The following is a 21756-nucleotide window of genomic DNA, read 5'->3' as shown; positions in this document are numbered from 1 at the left end:
CTCTGGCCAGGTGCGGCACGAGGTGCCACCATGGAGGCGATCCGGGGACGCCGAAAGGGCGCCTCGAGATGACGTGTAAGGAGCCGTTGCCATGACGCAGCTCTCGGCTGCCCAGACGAAGCCCTCCGACGGCAAGACGCTGTACGGAGGAAAGGGCACCCGTCGCATCACCGTCCGCGACATCGCACTTGCCAAGGAGCGGGGCGAGAAGTGGCCCATGCTCACCGCCTACGACGCGATGACCGCGTCCGTCTTCGACGAGGCCGGTATCCCCGTGATGCTGGTCGGCGACTCGGCGGGCAACTGCCATCTCGGCTACGAGACGACCGTGCCCGTCACCCTCGACGAGATGACCATGCTCTCCGCCGCCGTCGTACGCGGCACCAGCCGCGCGCTCATCGTCGGCGACCTCCCCTTCGGCTCCTACCAGGAGGGCCCGGTGCAGGCGCTGCGCTCGGCGACCCGGCTGGTCAAGGACGCCGGGGTCGGGGCGGTCAAGCTGGAGGGCGGCGAGCGCTCGCACGAGCAGATCAAGCTGCTCGTCGAGGCCGGCATCCCGGTGATGGCCCACATCGGCCTCACCCCGCAGTCCGTCAACGCCATGGGCTACCGCGTCCAGGGCCGTGGCGAGGAGGCGGCCCAGCAGCTCCTGCGCGACGCCAAGGCCGTCCAGGACGCGGGCGCCTTCGCCGTCGTCCTGGAGCTGGTCCCGGCGGAACTCGCCGCCGAGGTCACCCGCGTCCTGCACATCCCGACGGTCGGCATCGGCGCGGGCCCCGACACCGACGCCCAGGTCCTCGTCTGGACCGACATGCTCGGCCTGACCTCCGGCCGCGTCCCCAAGTTCGTCAAGAAGTACGCGGCGCTCCGCGAGGTCATGACCGACGCGGCGAAGTCCTTCGCGGAAGAGGTCGTCGGCGGCACGTTCCCGCTCGACGAACACTCCGTCCACTAGCCACTGCGGCAACACCCCGGGCAGCCCGCCGATCATCCCCCGTCGGCGGGCTGCCCTGCGGTTTTCGGGCCGCCGAGCTTGCGGCGGTCTACTCCGCCGAGCCCGCGGCCGCCGCCAGTTCGCGCACCCCCGTCACCCGAGGGTGACGGGACCGCAGGTCGCTGACGATCTGCCGGATCGCGGGCCGGTCACGGACTTCGCCCGGAGAGACGCGTACCGCCGACAGCAGTTCGGCAGCTGCCTGCTCCGCCTTGCCCCACTGCCACCACGCCCGCCCGAGGTCGGTGTGCATCCTGCCCTTGCGCTCGGCAGTGGTGAACCGTCCCTCGTGCAAACCACGGCCGGCCTCCAGTGCGGCGCCCGCGTCCCCGAGGGCCCAGTGCACTCCGACGGCGTACAAGTCCACCGCTGCCGGGGTGATGGGGAAGATCCGCCCCCTCGGAGTCACGTCGGGAAGAGCGCGAGCGGCTCGCGCGGCGTCGCGGATCATGGTGAGGGCCTGGTCACGAACCCCGGCGCGTGCTGCGGTGTACGAGGTGGTGCACAGCATCTGTGCGTACGCCGAGCGCTGTGCGTCCGTTCGCAGCCCGGTCTCCTCGACCTTGGCCACGGCATCGAGGATGTGGCGCTCGGCAGCGGCGGGCTGGTCCTGATGGCGCAGCACGATGCTCAGCTCCCGGGCTGCGGCCGCAGCGGCGAGGGGCGAGCCGGACCACTCCGCGTACAGCGCCGCACGATCCGCGGCCAGCCGGGAGTCCCCGTAGCGGCCGACCTTCGTCAGTACCCGGCCGGCCAGACTGTAGGCGGTCGAGAGGCGAGCGAGCGCCATCTCCTCGTGCGCGGGTGACGCGGCGTGACGGGCATCGGCGAGCAGGCCCGGCAGCACGCGCAGCAACTCGGCGTTCTGTCCGGCGTCGAAGAGTCCGCGGGCGGCGGCAAGCCGTGAGTCGAGAGGCACTGGCGACCCGGTGGGATCGGGAATGCTCGCCAGCGCGTCGCTCACTCCCGCCAGGAGGGAGGCTGGAACGGCCAGGCCGGTGGCGGCGAGCAACCTGCGGCGGCGCATGGGGTCCTCCTCGGCACAGCGTGGCCCGTCCGGCGCAACTCTAGTCGCTGGGGCGCCGGTTAAGCCGAGTGACGCAGCCAGGACAAGCATCGGGATTTCCACGGCCCTGGCGGCGCTCATGAGCATGTCGAAGTCGGCCTTCCGCCCCCTTCGCTCCAGCCGGGAGACGGTGGCGGCCGAGCAGCCGATCCGGGCACCGAGATCCTCCAGACGCCAGCCACGTCCCACCCGGCCGATCCGGATCAGGCCGCCGGGGTCCTGCTCCCGCACACAGGAACGGGCCTCTTCGGACCCCCAGAGACGAACCGCGTTCATCCGGCTCCTCCCGCGCGAAGACCCGACACCGTACGGCTACCCAGCGTAGAGACTCGGCGGCATCGGGTGTGCGCCGTCCGCAGGTTTACTGCCCGAACTTGCAGATGCTGCAAGGCGTTTGCGCACCCTGCCAGTCGATCACCACGGCCGTCGTGCCGGTGATGTCCTCGAACGGCGCCCAGAGGAACGGCGTCCAGAGGTGTCACTCACTCGCCCACCGAGGAGAACGAGATGTTCCTTCCCCACCCCGTGATCGACCAGCTCGACGAGAGTCAGGAAGCGGCCTGGCACGAGCACTTCGCAGGCACCGGACGCGAGCGCCCCCGCGCGATCGAGGAGGGGGTCTGGCGCCGGACGCAGGACCCGGCCAACGCGACGCAGTCCGGCTGGGCCGAGGGTGAGGACGGGCGCCGGCGCATCGTCCACTACCGGTACCGGTTCGACATCGACTACACGTTCCCCGTCCCCCGTCTGGTGCTCGCCGACCTGTACCTGTACACGTCGGTACGCGCCCCGGCGGCCGAGATCGACACGTACCGCAGTGACGTGCGGGCCTGGCTCAGCGAGGGCCGCTGGCGGCAGACCGACGACGACGTGTGGTCCAAGGGCGACCTGCGGGTCACCGTCACCCCCTACGACGTTCACCCGCAGGACGAGCGTGCCGCCCGGGACACCCCCGAGGGGTTCCGCTCGCTGGACGTGGTCTTCCTGTCCGAGGACTTCCAAGTGACGCGCGTCGTACGGCAGATGCCTTGGAACGTGCTGTCGGGCGGCATCCGCGTCAAGGACAGGCGTGGCAACCCGCGTTACGCGGACGACCTGGGCGAACTGAAGGACCACCTGCCGTTCCAGGTCGAACTGGGCTGCGGCACGAGCGTCGAGGCCGGGGTGCCCCCGCTGCACTTCCTGCATCAGGTGTACCGGGTCACCGAGCGCACCGACAGCGTCATGAAGGAGACACATCCCTTCGTGCTGAGCCCGCAGAGGGACACCCTGGTCAGGGAGATGCTGCTCGACGCCACCGCGAAGGCGGACGAACTGGTCGCGATGTTCCGCATCAGCTTCCTCGCCCGACCGACGGCCGCGCACCGCGCGCTGAAGGCCCTGCGTGACGCCGGACACATGGTGGGCCCGGTCCTCCAGCACAACTTCGACCTGCTCGCCGCGCGAGCCGGGCTCACCGAGTGCTTCGTACGCCGCTACGACCAGAAGATCCCGCCCGTGCCGCTCCTGGACGAGGCCAAGGCGCTCTTGGTGATCGGTCTGCACGCCGACCGCCGGTCGATCGAGAAGCGTGCCCGGGAGCGTGGGATGAAGGTGTTCTTCGTGGACACCGAGGGCTTGGAGGAGTTCGGCCAGTACCTGCCTTATCCGTTGGAGGGTCCGCAGGACGGTGACGTGGTCGTGCGGGCCGAGGCCATTCCCACGCTGGTCGAGCTGTGCCGCCGGCTCGGTGTGGAGTTCGCGGTCCAGCCCCGGGCCGCCCACGCCCCACACTGATCGAACACCGCAACGAACAAGTATACGAACCGACTTGAACCCTGCGTGACAGCCGATAGCGTGCGGGGGCCCGCCGGATCCGGCGCGCCCCCGACCAGACGAGGACGACCTGCCATGCGCGTTTCCGTGATCGGCTGCGGACACCTCGGCATCCCGCACGCGGCGGCGATGGCCGAGCTCGGCCATGAGGTGATCGGCGTGGATGTCGACCAGGCCAAGGTCGACCGGCTCAACGCCGGCGAGTGCCCCATCTACGAGACCGGGCTGCCGGAACTGCTCACCCGCCACACCGCGAGCGGGCGTCTGCGCTTCACCACCGACATCAGCGAGGCCGCAGGCTTCGCCGAGCTGCACTTCCTCGGAGTCGGCACCCCCATCGACGCCGACGGCCGTTCGTACGACACCGCGCAGGTCTTCGGCGCGATCCGCCGACTCGCCCCGCATCTGGGCCGACCGTGCGCCATCGTCGGCAAGAGCACGGTCTCCGTGGGCACCACCGCGCAGGTCACCGCCCTCGCCCAGCGGCTCGCCCCGGCCGGGAAGGGCGTGGAGGTCGTGTGGAACCCCGAGTTCCTGCGCGAGGGCCACGCCGTGGAGGACACCCTGCGCCCGGACCGCCTCATCGCCGGTGTCACCACCGCGGAGGGCGAGAAGGCGATCCGCGCCGTGTACGCCGGGATCATCGACGCCGGTGTGCCGATCTTCATCACCGACCCGCAGACCGCCGAACTGGCCAAGGGTGCCGCGAACACGTACCTCGGCCTGAAGATCAGCTACATCAACGCCGTCGCCGACATGTGCGAGGCCGCGGGCGGCGACGTCGCCCAGATCGTGGACATCCTCGGCATCGACCCGCGGATCGGCAGCGGGGGGATGCGTCCGGGCATCGGCTACGGCGGCGGGTGCCTCCCCAAGGACGTACGCGCCTTCACCGCCTCCGCGCGGGCCCTCGGCGCCGACGCCGCCGCCTCTCTCCTGCGGGCCGCGGAGGTGATCAACGAGCAGCGTACGGACGTGGCCCTCGGGCTCGTCACCCGCGCCCTGGGCGAGCGGCCGGTCAGCGGTGCCCGGATCACCGTGTGGGGCGCCGCGTTCAAGCCGGGCACCAACGACGTGCGCGAATCCCCCGCCCTCGCCCTGGCCCAGGCTCTCCAGCAGGCGGGCGGAATCGTCACCGTGCACGACCCGCAGGCTGTGCCCACGGCGATGGTACGCAACCCGGAACTGGAGTACACCGACGACCTGGCCGGTTCCCTCGACGGCGCCGACCTCGTCGTACTGGCCACCGAGTGGGCCGAGTACCGGCAGGCCGACCCTCGGACCCTGGCCTGCCGACCGGCCAACCCCCTGCTCGTCGACTGCCGCACCACCCTGGACCCCGAGCCCTGGCGAACGGCGGGCTGGACCGTCCACCAGCTCGGGCGCCCGGAGAAATAGCACGGGAGTGCCACGGCGAGGCCCGGCGCGCGGGCCGACAGGCGCCCACACCGGCCTCCGCCGCGCTGTCGGCCGTATGTCGGTGCTTTGTCGGTGGGTGCTGGCATCGTCATCCCCATGACGCGAATCGAAGACAACTCCGACGGGCGCCGGGTGGCGGTTTCCGTGCGGGGGCTGGTGAAGCATTACGGGGAGACCAAGGCGCTGGACGGGGTCGACCTGGACGTGCGGGAGGGCACCGTGATGGGGGTGCTCGGGCCGAACGGGGCCGGGAAGACGACCCTCGTGCGGATTCTGTCGACCCTGATCACGCCGGACACCGGTGAGGCGACCGTCGCCGGGTACGACGTCGTACGGCAGCCCCGCCAACTGCGCCGGGTGATCGGCCTGACCGGGCAGTACGCCTCGGTGGACGAGAAGCTGCCCGGCTGGGAGAACCTGTACATGATCGGCCGGCTGCTCGACCTGTCCCGCAAGGACGCCCGCGCCCGCGCCGACGAGCTGCTTGAGCGGTTCTCGCTGACGGAGGCCGCCAAGCGCCCCGCCTCCACATACTCCGGCGGTATGCGACGGCGCCTGGACCTGGCCGCTTCCATGATCGGCCGCCCGCAGGTGCTGTTCCTGGACGAGCCGACCACCGGCCTCGACCCCCGCACCCGCAACGAGGTGTGGGACGAGGTCAAGGCGATGGTCGGCGAGGGCGTGACCGTGCTGCTCACCACCCAGTACATGGAGGAGGCCGAGCAGCTGGCCTCCGAGCTGACCGTGGTGGACCGGGGCAAGGTGGTCGCCGCCGGTCAGATCGAGGAGCTGAAGGCCCGCGTCGGCGGACGCACCCTGCGCATCCGCCCGGTGGACCCGCTCCAGCTGAGCCCGCTCGCCGCGATGCTGGACGAGCTGGGCATCACCGGCCTCGCCACCACCACCGTGGACCCCGAGAGCAACACGCTGCTGGTGCCGATCCTCAGCGACGAGCAGCTGACCGCCGTCGTCGGCGCGGTGACCGCGCGCGGCATCACCATCTCCTCCATCGTCACCGAACTCCCCAGCCTGGACGAGGTGTTCCTCTCGCTCACCGGCCACCGCGCCAGTGCCCCGCAGGACGCCACGCCCGTCGACTCCGACACCCGCGAAGAGGTCGCCGTATGAGCGCCGCCACCGTCACCACCGCGGCCGTCACCACGGCCGACTCCCGCATCACCCTGCGCGGGCATCTGCGGCACACCGGCGCCCTCATCCGGCGCAATCTGCTCTGGATCCGGCAGGACCCGGAGTCGATGTTCGACGCGCTGCTGATGCCGATCGTCTTCACGCTGCTGTTCGTGTTCGTCTTCGGCGGCTCGATCGGCAAGGCGCTGGGCGGCGGCCAGGACCAGTACGTCCAGTACGTCATCCCCGGCATGCTCGCGATGATGAGCATGACGATGTCGCAGGGCGTCGGCACCGGCTTCAGCCAGGACTTCAACAGCGGTGTCATGGACCGCTTCCGCTCGCTGCCGATCGGCCGCGGCTCGGTGCTCTTCGCCAAGATCGTGGTCGAGCTGGGCCGGATGCTGTTCGCGACGGTCGTGCTGATGGTCGTGGCGGTGCTGGTCGGCTTCGACATCACCAGCTGGTCCGGGCTCTTCGCGACCGTGGGTCTGTCCGCGCTGTTCGCGTCCTCGATCATGTGGGTGTTCCTCACCCTGGGCGTCGTGATGAAGAGCGCGCAGTCGGTGCAGGCGATGGGCTTCCTGGTGCTGTTCCCTCTCCAGTTCGGCTCGTCCATCTTCGCGCCGACGCAGTCGATGCCCGGCTGGCTCCAGGCGTTCACCGACTACAACCCGCTGTCCACGCTCGCGGACGCCGCACGCGGCCTGATGGTCGGCGGCCCGGTGACGCACGACCTGTGGGTGACGGTGGGCTGGTCGGTCGCGATCACCGCCGTGATGGCGCCGGTCGCGATCCACAAGTTCCGCACCAAGAGCTGACCTTGGCGCGCCTCACACCAGGGCGGTGGCCTCCGCGAGGGAGAGGCCACCGCCCTCGGCGTACGCGGCGCGGAACGCGGCTTCGCCGAGGGTCGCGCGGATGTCGGCCTCGGCGCGGTCGTAGGCATGCTGCTCCACGTGGGAGCGGAGATGACCGTTCGGCATCAGGGCCACCGAGGCGCCCAGGCAGCGGGCGCCGTCCACGGCGCGGGCGGCGTCGCCGGTGGCCGCCAGGGCCTGGGCGGCGGCGGTGAGGCAGAGGGACGGCATCTGCGGGACGACGACCTCGCACAGCGGGTCACCGGCCAGCCCGAGCGCCCGGCGGACCGATTCCAGCGCCCGCTCCACATGCCCCTCCTCGGCGTCCAGCCAGGCCTCCTGGGTGAGGATCATGGCGTCGAAGACGACGAACCGGGAGAGGACGAACTCCTCGCGGAGCAGCCCGAGTTGTTCGCGGGACTCGGCGGTCCTGCCGTCCACGAGCAGCCAGGCGGCCAGATACAGCCGGGCCACCGGCATCGCCTCGCTGTGCCTGCCGTCCAGCTCGTGGACGACCTCGCGCAGCAGGCGTTCGCCGCGCTCCTTGTCCCCCGCCTCCATCAGCATGTTGCCGAGGCGGGCGCCGAGGACGGCCATCTGGGCGCGGGCGCCGAGGTGTTCGGCGTGCTCCATCGCGCCCGCGTAGTCGGCGGCGGCCTCGCGGCTCATGCCCTTGCGCTCGTGGGCCTCCCCGCGCGCGGACAGCGCCTCGGCGATGCCCCAGGCGTCCCCGAGACGGCGGTAGATCTCCAGCGCCTCGTCGGCGTCGCGGGCGGCGTCCCCCGCCCAGCTGGCGCGGTTGGCAAGGAGGTTGGCGCGGGTCTGGAGGGCACCCGCCAGCTCCCATTCGTAGCCGGGGGTCGCGCGGCAGGTGCGCACGGTGGCGTCGGTGATCTCGGGCAGCCGGCCGGCGCCGTTGACGAGCATCTCCGCGAACCACCACAGCATGCCGGGCGAGCGGCAGGTCTGGGGCAGCCCTGGCCGGTAGACCTCGGTGACGAGGCGCAGTTTGTCCCGTGCCTCGGGGTTCTGCCATGCCTCCAGGTCGGTGTCCATGCAGGCGAGATGGGCGAGGTGCAGTCCGCGCCGGGCCTCGGCGAGGAGTTCGCCGGTGAGCGGCGGCGGGGTGTCGGTGCAGCGCTCCCACACCGGCTCGGCGGGCCGGACCGGGTCCGCGAACGGGTCGGGGCCGAGCGCCATGACGTCCTCGCACCAGGCCCGGGTCTCCAGGCGCTGGTCGCGCATCTGCCAGTACCAGAGCAGGGACAGCACCAGGACCAGCCCCTCCTGCTCGTCCCCCACGGAGACGGCGTGCCGGAAGGCCGTGCGCAGGTTCTCGTACTCCAGCTGGAACAGGCCGATGGCCTCGCGCTGACGGGAGCCGCGCAGCAACGGGTCGGTGGTGCGGGCGAGTTCGCGGTAGTACGTGAGATGCGCGCGCTCGGCGGCCAGGCGCGCGCCCGTCTCGTCCAGGCGCTCCGCCGCGTACTCGGCGACGGTCTCCAGGAGCCGGTAGCGCATCCCGCCGTCGGGTGAAGGGGTGGCCACCACCAGGGACTTGTCGACCAGGGAGCCGAGCGCGTCCAGGGCGACGGGGCCGCAGACGGCCTCGGCGGCGGCGAGGTCGCAGCCGCCCGCGAAGACGGACAGACGGCCCAGGACGTCGCGTTCGTCCTCGTCCAGCAGTTCCCAGGACCAGTCGACCACGGCGCGCAGGGTCTGCTGGCGGGGCAGCACGGTGCGGCTGCCGGAGGTGAGCAGCCGGAAGCGGTCGTCGAGCCGGTCCGCGATCTGACGGGGCGTCAGCATGCGGAGCCGGGCGGCTGCCAGCTCGATCGCGAGGGGCAGTCCGTCCAGGCGGCGGCAGATCTCGGCGCACGCCTCGGGGTCGTCCTCCACCCGGAAGCCGGGCCGCGCGGCGGCGCCCCGGTGGCCGAGCAGCCGCAGCGCGACCGGCTCCGGCAACGGCTCGACCGGACGCACCAACTCCCCCGGTACGCCGAGGGGTTCGCGGCTGGTGGCGAGCACGGTCAGCCCGGGGCAGGCGGCCAGGAGGCGTTCGGTGAGGCGGGCGGCGGCGTCCACCACGTGCTCGCAGTTGTCGAGGATGATCAGCATCCGGCGCCGGGCGCAGTACTCCACCAGGCGCTCGACGGGGTCGCCGAAGCGCTCGGAGACCGCGCGGGCGCCCTCGACGCCCGCGCCGTGCAGCACCGTCTCGCGGGCGCCGATCGCGGTGAGCACGGCCTGCGGGACGGCCTCGGGCGCGTCCACGGGCGCGAGTTCGGCGAGCCAGACCCCGTCGCGGGCGGTGTCGCGGACCGCCTCGGCGGCCTCCTGGGAGAGCCGGGTCTTGCCCGCGCCGCCGGGCCCGAGCAGGGTGACCAGGCGGGAGGCGGCGAGGTCGGCGCCGATGGCCGCGATGTCGCTCTCGCGGCCGACGAAGGAGGTGAGCCGGGCGGGCAGGTTGCCCGGCGCGGGGCGCACGGCGGCTGCCGGGGCCGGTCTCGGGGGCGCCGGGGCGTCCTCGGTCAGCAACTCGGTGTGCAGCGCGCGCAGTTCGGGCCCGGGGTCGGAGCCGAGCCGGTCGGCGAGGAGCTGTCGTACCTCCTCGTAGGCGGCCAGGGCCTGGGCGGGGCGGCCCGCGTCGCGCAGGGCGCGCAGGCGCAGCGCCTGGAGGGGTTCGTCCAGCGGGTGGCTGTCACACAGGGCGGCCAGCTCGGGCAGGGAGCGCTCGGCCTGGCCGAGGGCGAGGGCGGCGGTGTGCCGGGCACGCAGGGCGTCCAGGCGGCGGGCCTCCCAGCGGGCGGCCTCGGCGGTGCGGTCGGGCAGGTCGGCGACGACCGGGCCCTGCCAGAGGGCGAGGGCGTCGTCGAGGACCCCGGCGGCCTTGGCCGGGTCGCCGTCGGCGAGGGCGCCGAGGCCGTCGGCGGTGAGCCGGTCGAAGCGGGTGAGGTCGACGTCGTCGGGGGCGGCGGCGAGCCGGTAGCCGCCGTCGGCGGAGGTGATCGCGTCGGCGCCGAGGGCGCGGCGCAGGCGGCCGATCAGCGCCTGGAGGGCTCCGGCCGCGTCGGCGGGCGGGTCGGCGCCCCACACCTCGTCCACGAGGACGGCGGCGGGTACGGTCCGCCCGGCCCGCAGCGCGAGCACGGTCAGCAGGGCACGCAGCCGCGCCCCGCCGACGGGGACGGCCGTGCCGTCGGGGCGGAGGGCCTGGGTGGTGCCGAGAAGCCGATAGCGCACGGGGTTCATTGTCTCCGGTCGGCCCGGCGGGATCGGCAGCGGGCACGGGACGGTGGGGGCGGGGGCGTGGAGGACCCGTCCGGGACCTCCGGGACGACGAGGGCGGCGAGGACGACGCGGGCGACGCGGTCGCCTCCGCCGCAGCGGACCTCCCTCGGTGCCATCCCCCCAGCCTCGCGGAACCGGGGGCCGGTGGCGAGGCGTTTTCCCGGCGCGTCCCGGCCCGGTACGGTCGGGCACCCGACCGTCCGTCCGATCCCCGCACCGCACCGCCCGATCCGTACCGCTTCGCCCGAAAAGAACCCTTCAGGAGCCGCCCATGACCACCGCAGCGACCCGTCCCGGCGACCGCCGGGTCAGTCCCGTCTTCGTCGGAATCCTCGCCGTGGCGGCGGTGACCGGCTGGGCGACCTGGACCGGGTTCGCCGCGCAGCCGGGGCTCGCGGTGTTCCTGTTCGTGACGGCGGCCTGGGTGGTCTCGCTCTGTCTGCACGAGTACGCGCACGCGCGCACCGCGCTGCACGGCGGCGACATCTCCATCGGGGCCAAGGGCTATCTGACGCTGAACCCGCTGAAGTACACGCACGCGCTGCTGAGCATCGTGCTGCCGGTGCTGTTCGTGATCGCGGGCGGGATCGGTCTGCCCGGCGGCGCGGTGTTCATCGAGCGCGGCCGGATCCGGGGCCGCTGGCGGCACAGCCTGATCTCCGCGGCGGGCCCGCTGACGAACGTGGCGTTCGCGCTGGTGTGCGCGGCGCCGTTCTGGCTGGGCGCGGCGGACGGGGTGCCGCGCGACTTCCGGTACGCGCTGGCGTTCCTCACCCTGCTCCAGGTGAGCGCGGCGATCCTGAACTTCCTGCCCGTTCCGGGCCTGGACGGCTACGGCGTGCTGGAGCCGTGGCTGCCGTACGGGATCAAGCGGCAGCTGGAGACGTTCGCCCAGTTCGGCATGCTGCTGGTCTTCGCGCTGCTGTGGGTGCCCTCGGTCAACGCGGCCTTCTTCGACCTGGTCTACGGCGTGCTGCGCGCCCTGGGGGTGCAGGACGGGGTCTCCGACTGCGGGTACTGGCTCTACCGCTTCTGGAGCGAGGCCCCGGCGTACTGCGCGGTCAGCCCGTGACGGACTTGGCGGCGGCGCCCCGGCTCCGCTTGAAGTAGAACCAGCTCATGTTGGAGGTCAGGCCCGCGAGCAGCACCCAGACGATCCCGAGCCAGCTGCCCTGGACGAACGAGACGACGGCCGCGGCCACGGCCAGGACGCAGACGGCGAGGGTGACGAGGGCGATGCGGGGCATGGGACCGGCTCCTGTCGGGGGACACTGCTACGCGCACCAGTGTCCCCCATGGGCCCCGGCCGCCGATGCCGGGGCGGAGGGTGTCACACGTCGGTGACGCGCAGCCCGGCGTGCGCCTTGTAGCGGCGGTTGGTGGAGATCAGGTTCGCGACCAGGCCCTCCACCTGGTGCGCGTTGCGCAGCCGCCCGGCGAAGACGCCGCGCATGCCGGGGATGCGCCCGGCCAGGGCCTGCACGATGTCGGTGTCGGCGCGCCGGTCGCCGAGGACCATCACATCGGTGTCGATCTCGTCGATCTCCGGGTCCTCCAGGAGGACGGCGGAGAGGTGGTGGAAGGCGGCGGTGACCCGGGAGTCCGGGAGCAGGGCCGCGGCCTGCTGGGCGGCGCTGCCCTCCTCGGGCGTGAGTGCGTAGGCGCCCTGCTTGTCGAAGCCGAGCGGGTTGACGCAGTCCACGACGAGCTTGCCCGCCAGGTCCTCGCGGAGCGACTTCAGGGTGTCGGCGTGGCCGTCCCACGGCACGGCGACGATCACGACGTCGCTGCGGCGCGCGGTCTCGGCGTTGTCGGCGCCCTCCACCCCGTGGCCCAGCTCCTCGGCGGCCGTGTGGGCGCGCTCGGCGGAGCGGGAGCCGACGATCACCTTCTGCCCGGCCTTGGCGAGCCGGTACGCGAGGCCCTTGCCCTGCGGCCCGGTGCCGCCGATGACGCCGACGGTCAGCCCGGAGACGTCGGGCAGGTCCCAGGGGTCCTTGGCCGGGGCCTTCGCGGGGGTCCGGGCGGCGGTCTGTGCGCTGTCGCTGGTGGTCATGGCCCGACTCTACGTCCGCGCGCCCTCGCGCACCCGCGCGGGTGAGTCCTCGGTTCGGGCGAACCTGGAGTGAACTGCGGGACGGAGGGGACCGGTTGAGGCAGGATGCGGGCGCATGGACGCCGTACGGGTCGCGCTGCTGCGCGAAGTGCTCGCCGGGACGGAGTGGTTGGGGGCCACGCGCCGGTTCGCGGGGGTGCTGCGCGGCTCGGTGACGGCGCACGGCGGCGGGCTGCTGCTCGCCGGGACGCCGGAGTACGAGCCCTGGCATCTGGCGGCGCATCTGGTGGACGAGGCGGCCTGGTCGGGCACGCCGGAGCTGGCCCCCGTCCTGGTACGCCACCACGCCCGCCCCTCGGACCCCGCGCATCTGGCGGTCGGCCCGGGCCGCATCGCGGAGGCCCGCCGGGGCGAGACCCTGCTGGTGGTGGCCCCGGACGAACCGGCGGCCCTGCTGGAGCGGGTGCACACCGCCCGCCGGGCCGGGGTGACCGTGCTGGCGCTCGGCGCGGGTGACGGTGAGCTGGCCGCGATGGCCCATGACGTGCTGGCCGTGCCCGAGGGCGCCGAGCTGGACCTGGACAGCGTGCAGCACCTGGTCAGCGCCGCGGCGGGCGAGAACGCGGGGCCGCCGAGGGCGCGGCGGGGCTTCAAGGACCGGCTGTCCCGGCTGGCGGAGATCCTGACGGCACCGCCCGCGGCACCCTGGTAGGGCGCCGCGGGCGGCACGTCGAGGTGCGCAGGGGTACGTAGGGGCGCGGCCGTCAGGCCTTGTCGCCGTCCTCGCCGGAGGGGGTGTCCTGCCAGCGGGGGTCCTTCTCCCACTCCTCGTTGCGCTCGTGGGCGGTCTCCATGGCGTGCCGGGCCGCTTCCGGCGTGGCGTACGGGCCGAAGCGGTCCTTGCCGGGGCAGTCGGGGCCCTCCTCGACCTTCTTGTGCTCCAGGCAGTAGTACCACTCGCCCGGCTTGCCCTGGGTGCGCTTCTTGAACACGGACATCAACGGCTCCTCTCGCCACACACATGTTCCCCCATGCCCGCTGGTTAGACTCGCTGGCATGTCTGGCCAGTCGCTGCTCGTACCAGGGGAGCTGTCTCCCACCCGTCCGGTGCCCGGAAACATCCGCCGCCCCGAGTACGTCGGAAAGCCCGCGCCCACTCCGTACACCGGTCCGGAGGTGCAGACGCCCGAGACGATCGAGGCCATGCGCGTCGCCGGCCGGATCGCCGCCCGGGCGATGGAGGAGGCGGCGAAGATCATCGCCCCCGGCGTCACCACGGACCAGCTGGACAAGGTCGCGCACGACTATATGTGCGACCACGGCGCGTATCCGTCGACTCTGGGATACCGGGGCTTCCCCAAGTCCCTGTGCACGTCGGTCAACGAGGTCATCTGCCACGGCATCCCGGACTCGACGGTCCTCAGGGACGGCGACATCGTCAACCTGGACGTGACCGCGTACATCGGCGGGGTGCACGGCGACAACAACGCCACCTACCTGGTCGGCGAGGTGGACGACGAGTCCCGCCTCCTGGTCGAGCGCACCCGCGAGGCGCTGAACCGGGCGATCAAGGCGGTGAAGCCCGGCCGCCAGATCAACATCATCGGCCGGGTCATCGAGTCCTACGCCAAGCGCTTCGGCTACGGCGTCGTACGGGACTTCACCGGCCACGGCATCAACTCGTCGTTCCACTCCGGCCTGATCGTCCCGCACTACGACTCCCCGCACGCCACCACGGTCATCCAGCCCGGCATGACCTTCACCATCGAACCGATGCTGACCCTCGGCACCCACGAGTACGACATGTGGGACGACGGCTGGACCGTGGTCACCAAGGACCGCAAGCGCACGGCCCAGTTCGAGCACACACTGGTGGTGACGGACAGCGGGGCGGACATCCTGACGCTGCCGTAGGAGCCTCACCGCTCCGGCCGGCCCAGGGGTACTGAGGCGAAGGGCTCCCATTCGTACATCTGGTTGTCCCGGTGGATCACGATCAGGTCGGCGCTGGCGATCCGGGCCCGGGCCGGGGCGAAACCGCCTGTGTCGAGTGCCTTGAAAACGGGGTCGGCCGGTCCGTTGCTCGCGCTGTAGGCCACCGACACGTGCGGGGTGAAGCCGTCCGCGTTCTCCGGGATCTCGGGCAGTACGTCACCGATCGCGCTGCGGACGGCATGCACGGGACCGTCCGGATGGACGTGCAGAAGGATGGCCTCCGGGTCCGGCACGTGCGGGCCCACCTGAACGTCGAAGGCGGGGATGGCGGCCAGGTGCGCGCCGGCCGCGTCGACGATGGCCCGGACGTCCTGTTCCTTGACCTCGCCGACGAACCCGATCCCTTGCATGGTGAGGTGCAGCCATGGATCCGGAACGACGGTCAGGGCGTCTCCGAACGGGGCCAGTGCGGAGCGGTACTCGGCCGCGAGCCGGTGCACGTCCTTCTGTCCCTCGAACGTCAGGTGCCAGGTGTAGAAGCGGCGGCCCACGTTCCAGCCGGGGCGCCACCACCAGTGATTTCGCATGGCGTCGAACGAAGTCATGCAGCGATCAAATCAGGCTGCCCCTGTGCCTGGCGAGAGCGCGAGACGGCGCGGAGCCGAGTCCACGCACCACTCCTCGATGGCCGCCCGCAGTCCGACCGAGCGGCACCGTCCGTGTCGGCGCAGACACGCAGGGCCCCCGCTGGGCGCCCTCGGGACTGGGTCAGCTCTGGCGTGCGGCTTCGTCCGGCCACACGATGTCCACCGGTAGCCCGGCTTCCTTGGCTTCGTGGACGGTGTCGGCGGTGCCGCCCCCTTTCCCGGTGGGCGGTTCACCGTTCCAGACGGCAATGAGGCGGTCGGCTCGGCGGAGAAGCGTACGGTTGGCGTCCTCGTAGGCCGAGCGGTTCGCGAGCTCGTGTTCCAGGACAATGACCTCGGCGGCAGCGTTCGTGAGCCGGTCGAACGTCTGGGCGTGGTCCGGCTTCACCTTGTTCTGGCGATAGTCCTTCGAGGGAATGACCGCGGTCAGGCGGCCACCAAGTTCGAGCACGGCCTCGGCGAACAGAGAGTCGGCGCCCTTGGCGATGCATGAGACTCCGACCAGGGCGCCATCCGCAGCGTATGGCTTCAGTGCCTCCCGAAGGGCGTCACGTACGAGCGGAACGCTGGCTTCGGTCAGGTCCATGTGGCCGGTCACGGCGATCGTGGTCACGGTACTTCCTCAGGTGGACAGCAGGTCGCGGATCATTGTGCGGGCGTCCGCCACACGCTGCGAAGTGTTCCGGCCGACCGTGTACGGATACAGCTTGCCGAGTTGGGCGCGCACACGGGCCGACTGCGTGCGCGCCGCTGCTTCGACGGCGCGCTGTGTGTGGTCGACAGCCCCGTTCACGTCCCCGATGAGGAAATGGCATTCGGCCAGGCCAATCGTGTCCAGGGCGTAGCTGCGCCCTGCCTCCGGACCCCGGCGCTCGACCGCCCGACGGATGGAGTCCGCCGCTTCTTCAGCGCGCTCACGGGCGCCTTTGCGGGCCATTTCGAGGAGCCGGCCGCCGGTTGTTCCCGTCAGTTCGGCTTCGTCGAAGTATGCGATCCAGTACGGCTCATCATCCGCCCCCGCGTCCGCCAGGGCTTCTTCCGCCTCGCTGGTGGCACGCTTGAAGGCTGCCGTGCGATCCATCGCCGCGTACGCCCACGCCTCCCTGGTGTGCAGCAGTGCCCGAAGGCGTGGCCCGGCCTTCGGCCCCGTGCCCTTTTGCGCCAGGTGCACGAGTTCGAGTGCGTCCTGCGGCCGCTCCTGGTACAGCATCTGCCGGGCCATTCCGGCAAGGACGTTGGCACCGAAGGCAGAATCCCCCGCAGCGTGGGCTGCGCGCAGCGCGAGTAGGTAGTAGGACTGCGCTTGCTGCTGGAGGCCGGAGTCCCATGCGATCGTTGCGGCTGTACCGCCGAGGTAGGCCATCACCTGAAAAAGGCCCCGCTCGACGTCGGGCGCCTGATGATCTTCGAGGTGGCTGGAGACCTCGTTGAGCTGTCCGACCACGGCCTTGCGGCGCAGGCCTCCGCCGAACCGGTGGTCCCAGGCGCGAAAGACACGCGCTGTTCCTTCCAGCTCCCGTACTTCCCGGATGCTGATGCGGCCCCGGTGGTGGCCCTTTGCAACGGCCGGGGAGGGCTGGAGCCACCCCTCAAGGGAATCGAGGAGGGGGGTGCCGAACAGGGCCGCGCCGGTGAGGGCACGTGTTGCAGCGCGGCGGTCCATCACGAGATCGCTCCTGGTCAGGTCTGCGGCCAGGTGCACGGTCGCGGTGGAGCGCCAAGGTGCGTCAACTGATAACCGTGCGGCCGGGGGCTGTTGAGGGTACGGGTCTGGGGTCTCGGTCCGTCTTTCCCAGGGGCAGTCGGCAAGTCCCACCATCCGGCCCGGGATTCGTAGCCCGTCGGCGATACGGCAGATCACTTCGAAGCTGGTGACCTGCTGTTGCCCGCTGATGATCGTGGAGACCTTGCCAGGTGTGAGCCGGCAAGCCGCCGCGATGCGGTTCTGCGACAGACCGCCCCACTTCTTGACGAGCGAGAAGACCGCGGCGAAGTCGTGCTCTGCCAGGGCTCGCTTCAAGTCGTCTCGGTCGAGGACTTCGGGAGCGAGCGGGCCGGGGGTGGTGGCGTCCATGGGCCCAACTTCCGGAGTGATCGTATGCGCGTCATCGCGCCGTAGCGAACCGACAACGAGGGTATGACCGCCTCGGTAACCCCCGCTGGTCATATCGCGAACTGCCCGCACGGACGACGCTCGTGGTCCAGGACGCATGAACCCCGGCGACCGATGGGACGGTCCCGGGGCCATGGCCAACGCTCAAACCAGTGAGGGAGCGTCGACATGACGAACGGTACAGGCCAACCACGAAAGCGCACACGCGGACCGGCGATGACGATCAGGGTGTACACGGTCACGCGGGAGGGGCTCGTCACCGCGCGGCGTCCGATCGTGACCGTCCCCTACGACCACACGGCTGCGCCCTCGCCGATGAGTACCGCACTGCCGCCCTGCGCCTGCCCGATCCACCGCGCGGAGACCGGCCGGTGAGCGACACACGGACGAGAGCCGGAGACGCCCCCGGCCGCGCCATGACGCGCGCCGCCGCTTCCGTCTTCTTGGGCCAGAAGACGCTTCCGCGCCACGGCACCGTGAAGGCATTCGAGGGTGACTTCCGCACGGCGCTCGCCGCGTTGATGCCGCGTGTCGAGGAACTGGCCGCCGGGCTGCCGGACGACGATGCCTGCGCGAAGGCGGGCCTGGCCGCGCTTGCCGAGGCCCGCCAAAGGCTCGGCGCTCAAGAAGCCCCGGGACTCAAAGGCGAATTCATGCGGGTGAAGCAGCTCGCCGTGTCAGTGGTCTCCCTGTGCGACCACGTCGACCTGCTGAGTGGCCTGGGGACATACCTGCTGTGCGACGAGCGGAACAAGCCAGAGCCGTGTCCACCGCCCCTGACGGCGACCTCATGCCCCGGCCGTCACGGGGCCCCATGACGGCCGCTTGGAGTCGGGGTCGCACCTCACCGCCCTGCAAAAAGCTCCCAGACTCCCGGCCCTCCAGCGGCACGCGGGTTGGCGGCAAAGAACATGAACACACCGAAGGAGAACACGATGAAGGAAACGCTCACCTGGCGGATGGCTGGAGGCGGCGGCGGTGAGGGCGGGGACGGCCTGCCCGGTGAGCCGTGGCCGGGTCCGGAGGAGCCCCCGTCTCCCGACGGCGGCCCGAGGGTCTACGGCTGAGATGACACTCACCGGAGTGGAGGAGGGGCGGTCCGAGCTGGGCCGCTCCCTCCTGGAACGCAAGCACATGTCGGCCGACTGGCTACCGACGTTCGCCGCCGTGCCCCGGTCCGTCTTCCTGCCCGATGTCATGTGGCCGCACAACATGGACACCGGCACCACCGTCACCGTCGACCGGCGCGAGGAGCCGGAACGCTGGACCTCGTACGCCAACGCCGACGTATCGATCGTCACTCAGTGGGACGACGGTGCGCGAGAAGGACAAGGCGACGTGCCGACGTCGTCGGCGTCCATGCCCTCGGTCGTCTTCCGGATGCTGGCGGCCCTGGAAGTCGAGCCCGGACACCGCGTCCTGGAGATCGGCACCGGAACCGGCTGGAACGCGGGACTCCTGGCACACCGGCTCGGCACGAACAACGTGGTGAGTATCGAGGTCGACCCGAAGTTGGCCGACGCCGCCCGGGAACGGCTCGCCGCGCAAGGGCTGCTCGGTACGGTCCTCACCCGGGATGGCCTGGAAGGCGACGAGGCGGGAGCCCCCGTACGACCGGATCACCGTCACAGCCGGAGTCCGGGAGATCCCGGGAGATTGGCTTCGCCACACCAGGGAGGGTGGGATCATCCTCGCGCCCTGGGGGACACACTTCGGCAACGGGGACGCCCTCGTACGGCTCCGCAGGGACGAGGACGGCGGTCGCGCGTCCGGCCGGTTCCTGGGGCCGGTGGAGTTCATGAAGCTGCGCTCCCAGCGGTCCCCGTTCGCCGGACACGCCGCCTATGTGCCGGACGGGGTGGGCGATGCCGACCGCGGCACCACCACCGTCACCGAGGAGCGGCTGCTCGGCGACGGCCGGTTCGCCGTCGCACGGTTCGCCGTGGGACTGCGGGTACGCGACTGCCACCACCAGGCGTCCGACAAGCGCGACGGCGCCCGGCCGGTGTGGTTCTACGGCCTCACCGACCGCTCCTGGGCCTGCGTCATGTTCCGCGACGGCCATCGCGAAGCCATGGTGTGGCAGTCCGGGCCCCGGCGGCTCTGGGACGAGGTGTCCGCCGCGCTCGACTGGTGGCGGGCCGCCGGCGAACCGGGGTACGAGCGGTTCGGGCTCACCGTCACCGTCTACGACCAGCGCGCCTGGCTGGACCACCCGAAGAACACCTGGAACCTCTGAAACCGGCCCCGCCCGTCTGTCTCCCCCGTGGCGGACGAGCGGGGCCTTCCCGTGCCGTCGGTCGACGAGTACGGAGACTCGGGTGCCGAGGACGACTGGGATGCGCAGCAGATCGCTGTGCCGAAGACGAGCGGGCCGCCTCCGGAGACGACTCCCCGGACCCGGCCCGCCGTGCGAGAACTCTTGGTGCGAGCGCTCACCGCTCCAGAAACACCCGCCCGCCCACCTCCACCCAGCCGTGCGGCTGGGGTGCGGTGAGGATCTGGGAGCCCGCGCCCTGGGTGATGTTGAGTGCCCGGCCGAGGCGGTCGGTGAGGAGGAGCGCGGCGGCGCCGGTCGCCTCGTCCTCGTCGATGCCGTCACCCCGGCCGGGGAAGGCGCGGGCGCGGACGCGGCCCGCCGCCTCGTCCTCCCAGGCCCAGGCGTAGATCCAGTCGCCGGGCGGCGGCACCTCAAGGGCGTTCACCTCGGCGGCGCTCGGGTACTGGCGCAGGGTGCGCGGCGGGGCCCATTCCGCGCGGGCCTCGATCCAGGTGAACTCGCCGTCGAGCCGGGTGCCGACCTCCCCGGCGGCCGTGACCAGCTCGGGCACGTCGAGGAGCCAGGCGGTGCCGACGCAGGGGTGACCCGCGAAGGGCAGCCGGGAGGTGGGGGTGTAGATGTCGATCACTCCGCGCTCGGGGTCGTCCACGAACACGGTCTCGCTGAAGCCGAGCTTGGCGGCGAGTTCCTGGCGGTCGTCGTGCTCGGGCACCAGCGAGCCGTTGCGGACGACACCGAGTTCGTTGCCGTAGCCGCCGGTGGGTCCGCAGAAGACGCGGAGAACGTCGTAGTCAGTCACCCGCGCATTGAAGCACCGAGACCGCTTGAGGTGCTCTTTGCCTGCCGTTGGCGGCGCCTTGGGGGCTCCGACATCAAGTCGTGTCTGTGATCTTTTCGTGCGGTTCGAATGCGGTCCGGGGTGGGTACGGCCGAACTAAGGGTCGGGTAAGTTAGGCAAGCCTCACCAAACCGAATGGGTGGGTTCGTCCTGCCCTGACCGCCTGGAGCCCGTATGCGAGCCGTCCGCCCGATCGCGATCGCCGCCACCGCGGCGGCTGCCCTGACCGCCCTGTCGGCCTGTACGGCCAAGAGCGACGCCAAGGACGGCGACGCCATCCAGGTCACCGCCGCCGACTCGACGTGCGAGACCTCCACCAAGTCGGTCCCGGCGGGCCAGGTCACCCTGAAGATCGAGAACAAGGGCTCGCGGGCCACCGAGGTCGAGATCCTTTTCCCGGACGACCGGATCGTCTCGGAGAAGGAGAACATCGGCCCGGGCACCAAGTACACGCTCACCGCCGAGGTGAAGGCGGGTTCGTACGAGATCGCGTGCCGCCCCGGCATGCGGGGCCACGGCGTCCGGCAGAAGCTCGCCGTGACCGGTTCCGGTACGACCGCCAAGCGCGACCCGGCGCTGGACAAGGCCGTCGCGGGCTATCGCGAGTACGCCCAGGACCAGGCCGACGAGACGCTGCCCCGCGTCGAGGTGTTCGCCAAGGCGATCCAGGCCGGTGACCTCGCCGCCGCGAAGAAGGCGTACTCACCCTCCCGCCTGGGCTGGGAGCGCACCGAGCCGGTCGCGGAGTCCTTCGGCGACATCGACCCGAAGGTGGACACCCGCGCCGACGGCCTGGAGGACGGCCAGAAGTGGACCGGCTGGCACAAGCTGGAGAAGTCCCTCTGGCAGGACAAGAAGATCACCGCAGCGGACAAGAAGCTCGCCGCCGAGCTGGTCACCGACCTCGACGACTGGCGCAGGCGGGTCGGCAAGGCCGAGATCACCCCGACCTCGATGGCCAACGGCGCCAAGGAACTTCTCGACGAGGTCGCCACCGGCAAGATCACCGGTGAGGAGGACCGCTACTCCCACACCGACCTGGTGGACTTCAAGGCCAACGTGGAGGGCGCGCAGCAGGCGTACGAGCTGCTGAAGCCGGTCGCCGCCAAGAACGACCCGAAGCTGACCGCCGAACTGGACAAGCAGTTCGCGGCGTTGGACAAGCTGCTCGACAAGTACCGCGCGGGCAAGGCGTCCTACGACTTCGTCTCCTACGACAAGGTCACCAAGGCGCAGCGCAAGGAGCTGTCCGACGCGGTGAACGCGCTGGCGGAGCCGCTGTCGAAGCTCGCCGCCACGGTCGTCAAGTAGCA

The 21756-nt window shown here is 71.4% G+C and carries 21 protein-coding genes and 1 pseudogene; 13 read left to right on the top strand and 9 right to left on the bottom strand.

The window, feature by feature from the left end; genetic code table 11:
* The first annotated feature begins 91 nt into the window (after positions 1-91).
* Positions 92-955: a 3-methyl-2-oxobutanoate hydroxymethyltransferase gene (gene panB / locus B079_RS0108875; RefSeq protein WP_018545429.1), complete on the top strand. Its 864-nt coding sequence runs from the start codon at positions 92-94 to the stop codon at positions 953-955.
* A gap of 88 nt (positions 956-1043) precedes the next feature.
* On the opposite strand, the gene B079_RS0108870 is transcribed toward panB, so the two are convergent.
* A complete protein-coding gene (locus B079_RS0108870) occupies positions 1044-2336 on the bottom strand; it encodes a helix-turn-helix domain-containing protein (protein ID WP_018545428.1) in 1293 nt (430 codons plus the stop codon).
* Positions 2337-2567: 231 nt separating this feature from the next.
* On the opposite strand from B079_RS0108870, the gene B079_RS0108865 reads away from it, so the two are divergent.
* From B079_RS0108865 to B079_RS0108850, 4 genes are all read left to right on the top strand, one after another.
* Positions 2568-3836: a hypothetical protein gene (locus B079_RS0108865; RefSeq protein WP_018545427.1), complete on the top strand. Its 1269-nt coding sequence runs from the start codon at positions 2568-2570 to the stop codon at positions 3834-3836.
* A gap of 114 nt (positions 3837-3950) precedes the next feature.
* Positions 3951-5273, top strand: a complete 1323-nt coding sequence (locus tag B079_RS0108860; RefSeq protein WP_018545426.1) for a UDP-glucose dehydrogenase family protein — start codon at positions 3951-3953, stop codon at positions 5271-5273.
* A 117-nt stretch (positions 5274-5390) separates the two neighbouring features.
* On the top strand, positions 5391-6422 hold the full coding sequence (locus B079_RS0108855) for an ATP-binding cassette domain-containing protein (protein WP_026248490.1): 1032 nt from the start codon (positions 5391-5393) through the stop codon (positions 6420-6422).
* Positions 6419-7243, top strand: a complete 825-nt coding sequence (locus B079_RS0108850) for an ABC transporter permease (protein ID WP_018545424.1) — start codon at positions 6419-6421, stop codon at positions 7241-7243. Before B079_RS0108855 ends, B079_RS0108850 begins: the two co-directional genes overlap by 4 nt.
* A gap of 12 nt (positions 7244-7255) precedes the next feature.
* Here the strand turns inward: B079_RS0108850 and B079_RS0108845 are convergent, their stop codons facing one another.
* Positions 7256-10534 carry a BTAD domain-containing putative transcriptional regulator gene (locus B079_RS0108845; protein WP_018545423.1) on the bottom strand — a complete coding sequence of 1093 codons (3279 nt, stop codon included), beginning with the start codon at positions 10532-10534 and terminating at the stop codon, positions 7256-7258.
* A 310-nt stretch (positions 10535-10844) separates the two neighbouring features.
* Here B079_RS0108845 and B079_RS0108840 point away from each other — a divergent pair, with 310 nt between their 5' ends.
* Positions 10845-11645 carry a site-2 protease family protein gene (locus B079_RS0108840; protein ID WP_018545422.1) on the top strand — a complete coding sequence of 267 codons (801 nt, stop codon included), beginning with the start codon at positions 10845-10847 and terminating at the stop codon, positions 11643-11645.
* On the opposite strand, the gene B079_RS0108835 is transcribed toward B079_RS0108840, so the two are convergent.
* Positions 11635-11820: a hypothetical protein gene (locus B079_RS0108835; RefSeq protein ID WP_018545421.1), complete on the bottom strand. Its 186-nt coding sequence runs from the start codon at positions 11818-11820 to the stop codon at positions 11635-11637. The genes B079_RS0108840 and B079_RS0108835 overlap by 11 nt on opposite strands.
* Before the next feature lie 83 nt (positions 11821-11903).
* A complete protein-coding gene (npdG, locus tag B079_RS0108830) occupies positions 11904-12629 on the bottom strand; it encodes an NADPH-dependent F420 reductase (RefSeq protein ID WP_018545420.1) in 726 nt (241 codons plus the stop codon).
* Between the two features lie 115 nt (positions 12630-12744).
* On the opposite strand from npdG, the gene B079_RS0108825 reads away from it, so the two are divergent.
* On the top strand, positions 12745-13341 hold the full coding sequence (locus B079_RS0108825) for a hypothetical protein (protein ID WP_018545419.1): 597 nt from the start codon (positions 12745-12747) through the stop codon (positions 13339-13341).
* 52 nt (positions 13342-13393) lie between these two features.
* On the opposite strand, the gene B079_RS0108820 is transcribed toward B079_RS0108825, so the two are convergent.
* Entirely contained in the window at positions 13394-13627 is a 234-nt protein-coding gene (locus tag B079_RS0108820; protein WP_018545418.1) for a hypothetical protein, read from the bottom strand.
* Positions 13628-13685: 58 nt separating this feature from the next.
* On the opposite strand from B079_RS0108820, the gene map reads away from it, so the two are divergent.
* Positions 13686-14543, top strand: coding sequence for a type I methionyl aminopeptidase (map, locus tag B079_RS0108815; protein ID WP_026248489.1), 858 nt, complete (start codon positions 13686-13688; stop codon positions 14541-14543).
* Between the two features lie 5 nt (positions 14544-14548).
* Here the strand turns inward: map and B079_RS0108810 are convergent, their stop codons facing one another.
* The 3 genes from B079_RS0108810 to B079_RS0108800 form a co-directional block, all read right to left on the bottom strand.
* Complete coding sequence (locus tag B079_RS0108810) at positions 14549-15169, bottom strand: 2'-5' RNA ligase family protein (RefSeq protein ID WP_234016767.1); 621 nt, start codon at positions 15167-15169, stop codon at positions 14549-14551.
* 163 nt (positions 15170-15332) lie between these two features.
* A complete protein-coding gene (locus B079_RS0108805) occupies positions 15333-15824 on the bottom strand; it encodes an SLOG family protein (RefSeq protein WP_018545415.1) in 492 nt (163 codons plus the stop codon).
* Positions 15825-15833: 9 nt separating this feature from the next.
* Positions 15834-17285, bottom strand: a complete 1452-nt coding sequence (locus tag B079_RS0108800; RefSeq protein WP_018545414.1) for a helix-turn-helix domain-containing protein — start codon at positions 17283-17285, stop codon at positions 15834-15836.
* Between the two features lie 255 nt (positions 17286-17540).
* On the opposite strand from B079_RS0108800, the gene B079_RS35470 reads away from it, so the two are divergent.
* The 4 genes and pseudogenes from B079_RS35470 (at position 17541) to B079_RS31590 (ending at position 19563) form a co-directional block, all read left to right on the top strand.
* Positions 17541-17699 carry a hypothetical protein gene (locus B079_RS35470; protein ID WP_018545413.1) on the top strand — a complete coding sequence of 53 codons (159 nt, stop codon included), beginning with the start codon at positions 17541-17543 and terminating at the stop codon, positions 17697-17699.
* A 41-nt stretch (positions 17700-17740) separates the two neighbouring features.
* Positions 17741-18142, top strand: a complete 402-nt coding sequence (locus B079_RS0108790; protein WP_018545412.1) for a DUF6415 family natural product biosynthesis protein — start codon at positions 17741-17743, stop codon at positions 18140-18142.
* Positions 18143-18259: 117 nt separating this feature from the next.
* Positions 18260-18391: a hypothetical protein gene (locus B079_RS36280; RefSeq protein WP_267880468.1), complete on the top strand. Its 132-nt coding sequence runs from the start codon at positions 18260-18262 to the stop codon at positions 18389-18391.
* Position 18392: 1 nt separating this feature from the next.
* A pseudogene (locus B079_RS31590) lies at positions 18393-19563 on the top strand (methyltransferase domain-containing protein).
* A 196-nt stretch (positions 19564-19759) separates the two neighbouring features.
* On the opposite strand, the gene B079_RS0108780 reads toward B079_RS31590, so the two are convergent.
* Positions 19760-20404 (bottom strand): PhzF family phenazine biosynthesis protein, encoded by a 645-nt coding sequence (locus B079_RS0108780; RefSeq protein ID WP_018545410.1) that lies wholly within the window; start codon positions 20402-20404, stop codon positions 19760-19762.
* Between the two features lie 213 nt (positions 20405-20617).
* On the opposite strand from B079_RS0108780, the gene efeO reads away from it, so the two are divergent.
* Entirely contained in the window at positions 20618-21754 is a 1137-nt protein-coding gene (gene efeO, locus B079_RS0108775; protein ID WP_018545409.1) for an iron uptake system protein EfeO, read from the top strand.
* The last annotated feature ends 2 nt before the right edge of the window (positions 21755-21756 follow it).

Origin of the sequence: Streptomyces sp. LaPpAH-108, assembly GCF_000373625.1 — a bacterium.
GTDB lineage: Bacteria > Actinomycetota > Actinomycetes > Streptomycetales > Streptomycetaceae > Streptomyces.
The sequence above is the reverse complement of the archived record's forward strand: the minus strand, read 5'-3'. Positions and strand labels throughout refer to the sequence as shown.

What these genes read in the sequence shown, in the direction of transcription:
- B079_RS36280 (WP_267880468.1), top strand. Translation starts at nt 18,260, where the DNA reads ATGAAGGAAACGCTCACCTGGCGGATGGCTGGAGGCGGCGGCGGTGAG.
- B079_RS0108835 (WP_018545421.1), bottom strand. Translation starts at nt 11,820, where the DNA reads ATGCCCCGCATCGCCCTCGTCACCCTCGCCGTCTGCGTCCTGGCCGTG.
- B079_RS0108840 (WP_018545422.1), top strand. Translation starts at nt 10,845, where the DNA reads ATGACCACCGCAGCGACCCGTCCCGGCGACCGCCGGGTCAGTCCCGTC.
- panB (WP_018545429.1), top strand. Translation starts at nt 92, where the DNA reads ATGACGCAGCTCTCGGCTGCCCAGACGAAGCCCTCCGACGGCAAGACG.
- B079_RS0108790 (WP_018545412.1), top strand. Translation starts at nt 17,741, where the DNA reads ATGACGCGCGCCGCCGCTTCCGTCTTCTTGGGCCAGAAGACGCTTCCG.
- B079_RS0108800 (WP_018545414.1), bottom strand. Translation starts at nt 17,285, where the DNA reads ATGGACGCCACCACCCCCGGCCCGCTCGCTCCCGAAGTCCTCGACCGA.
- B079_RS0108810 (WP_234016767.1), bottom strand. Translation starts at nt 15,169, where the DNA reads ATGACTTCGTTCGACGCCATGCGAAATCACTGGTGGTGGCGCCCCGGC.
- B079_RS0108825 (WP_018545419.1), top strand. Translation starts at nt 12,745, where the DNA reads ATGGACGCCGTACGGGTCGCGCTGCTGCGCGAAGTGCTCGCCGGGACG.
- map (WP_026248489.1), top strand. Translation starts at nt 13,686, where the DNA reads ATGTCTGGCCAGTCGCTGCTCGTACCAGGGGAGCTGTCTCCCACCCGT.
- B079_RS0108845 (WP_018545423.1), bottom strand. Translation starts at nt 10,534, where the DNA reads ATGAACCCCGTGCGCTATCGGCTTCTCGGCACCACCCAGGCCCTCCGC.
- B079_RS0108820 (WP_018545418.1), bottom strand. Translation starts at nt 13,627, where the DNA reads ATGTCCGTGTTCAAGAAGCGCACCCAGGGCAAGCCGGGCGAGTGGTAC.
- B079_RS35470 (WP_018545413.1), top strand. Translation starts at nt 17,541, where the DNA reads ATGACGATCAGGGTGTACACGGTCACGCGGGAGGGGCTCGTCACCGCG.
- B079_RS0108860 (WP_018545426.1), top strand. Translation starts at nt 3,951, where the DNA reads ATGCGCGTTTCCGTGATCGGCTGCGGACACCTCGGCATCCCGCACGCG.
- B079_RS0108855 (WP_026248490.1), top strand. Translation starts at nt 5,391, where the DNA reads ATGACGCGAATCGAAGACAACTCCGACGGGCGCCGGGTGGCGGTTTCC.
- efeO (WP_018545409.1), top strand. Translation starts at nt 20,618, where the DNA reads ATGCGAGCCGTCCGCCCGATCGCGATCGCCGCCACCGCGGCGGCTGCC.
- npdG (WP_018545420.1), bottom strand. Translation starts at nt 12,629, where the DNA reads ATGACCACCAGCGACAGCGCACAGACCGCCGCCCGGACCCCCGCGAAG.
- B079_RS0108870 (WP_018545428.1), bottom strand. Translation starts at nt 2,336, where the DNA reads ATGAACGCGGTTCGTCTCTGGGGGTCCGAAGAGGCCCGTTCCTGTGTG.
- B079_RS0108865 (WP_018545427.1), top strand. Translation starts at nt 2,568, where the DNA reads ATGTTCCTTCCCCACCCCGTGATCGACCAGCTCGACGAGAGTCAGGAA.
- B079_RS0108850 (WP_018545424.1), top strand. Translation starts at nt 6,419, where the DNA reads ATGAGCGCCGCCACCGTCACCACCGCGGCCGTCACCACGGCCGACTCC.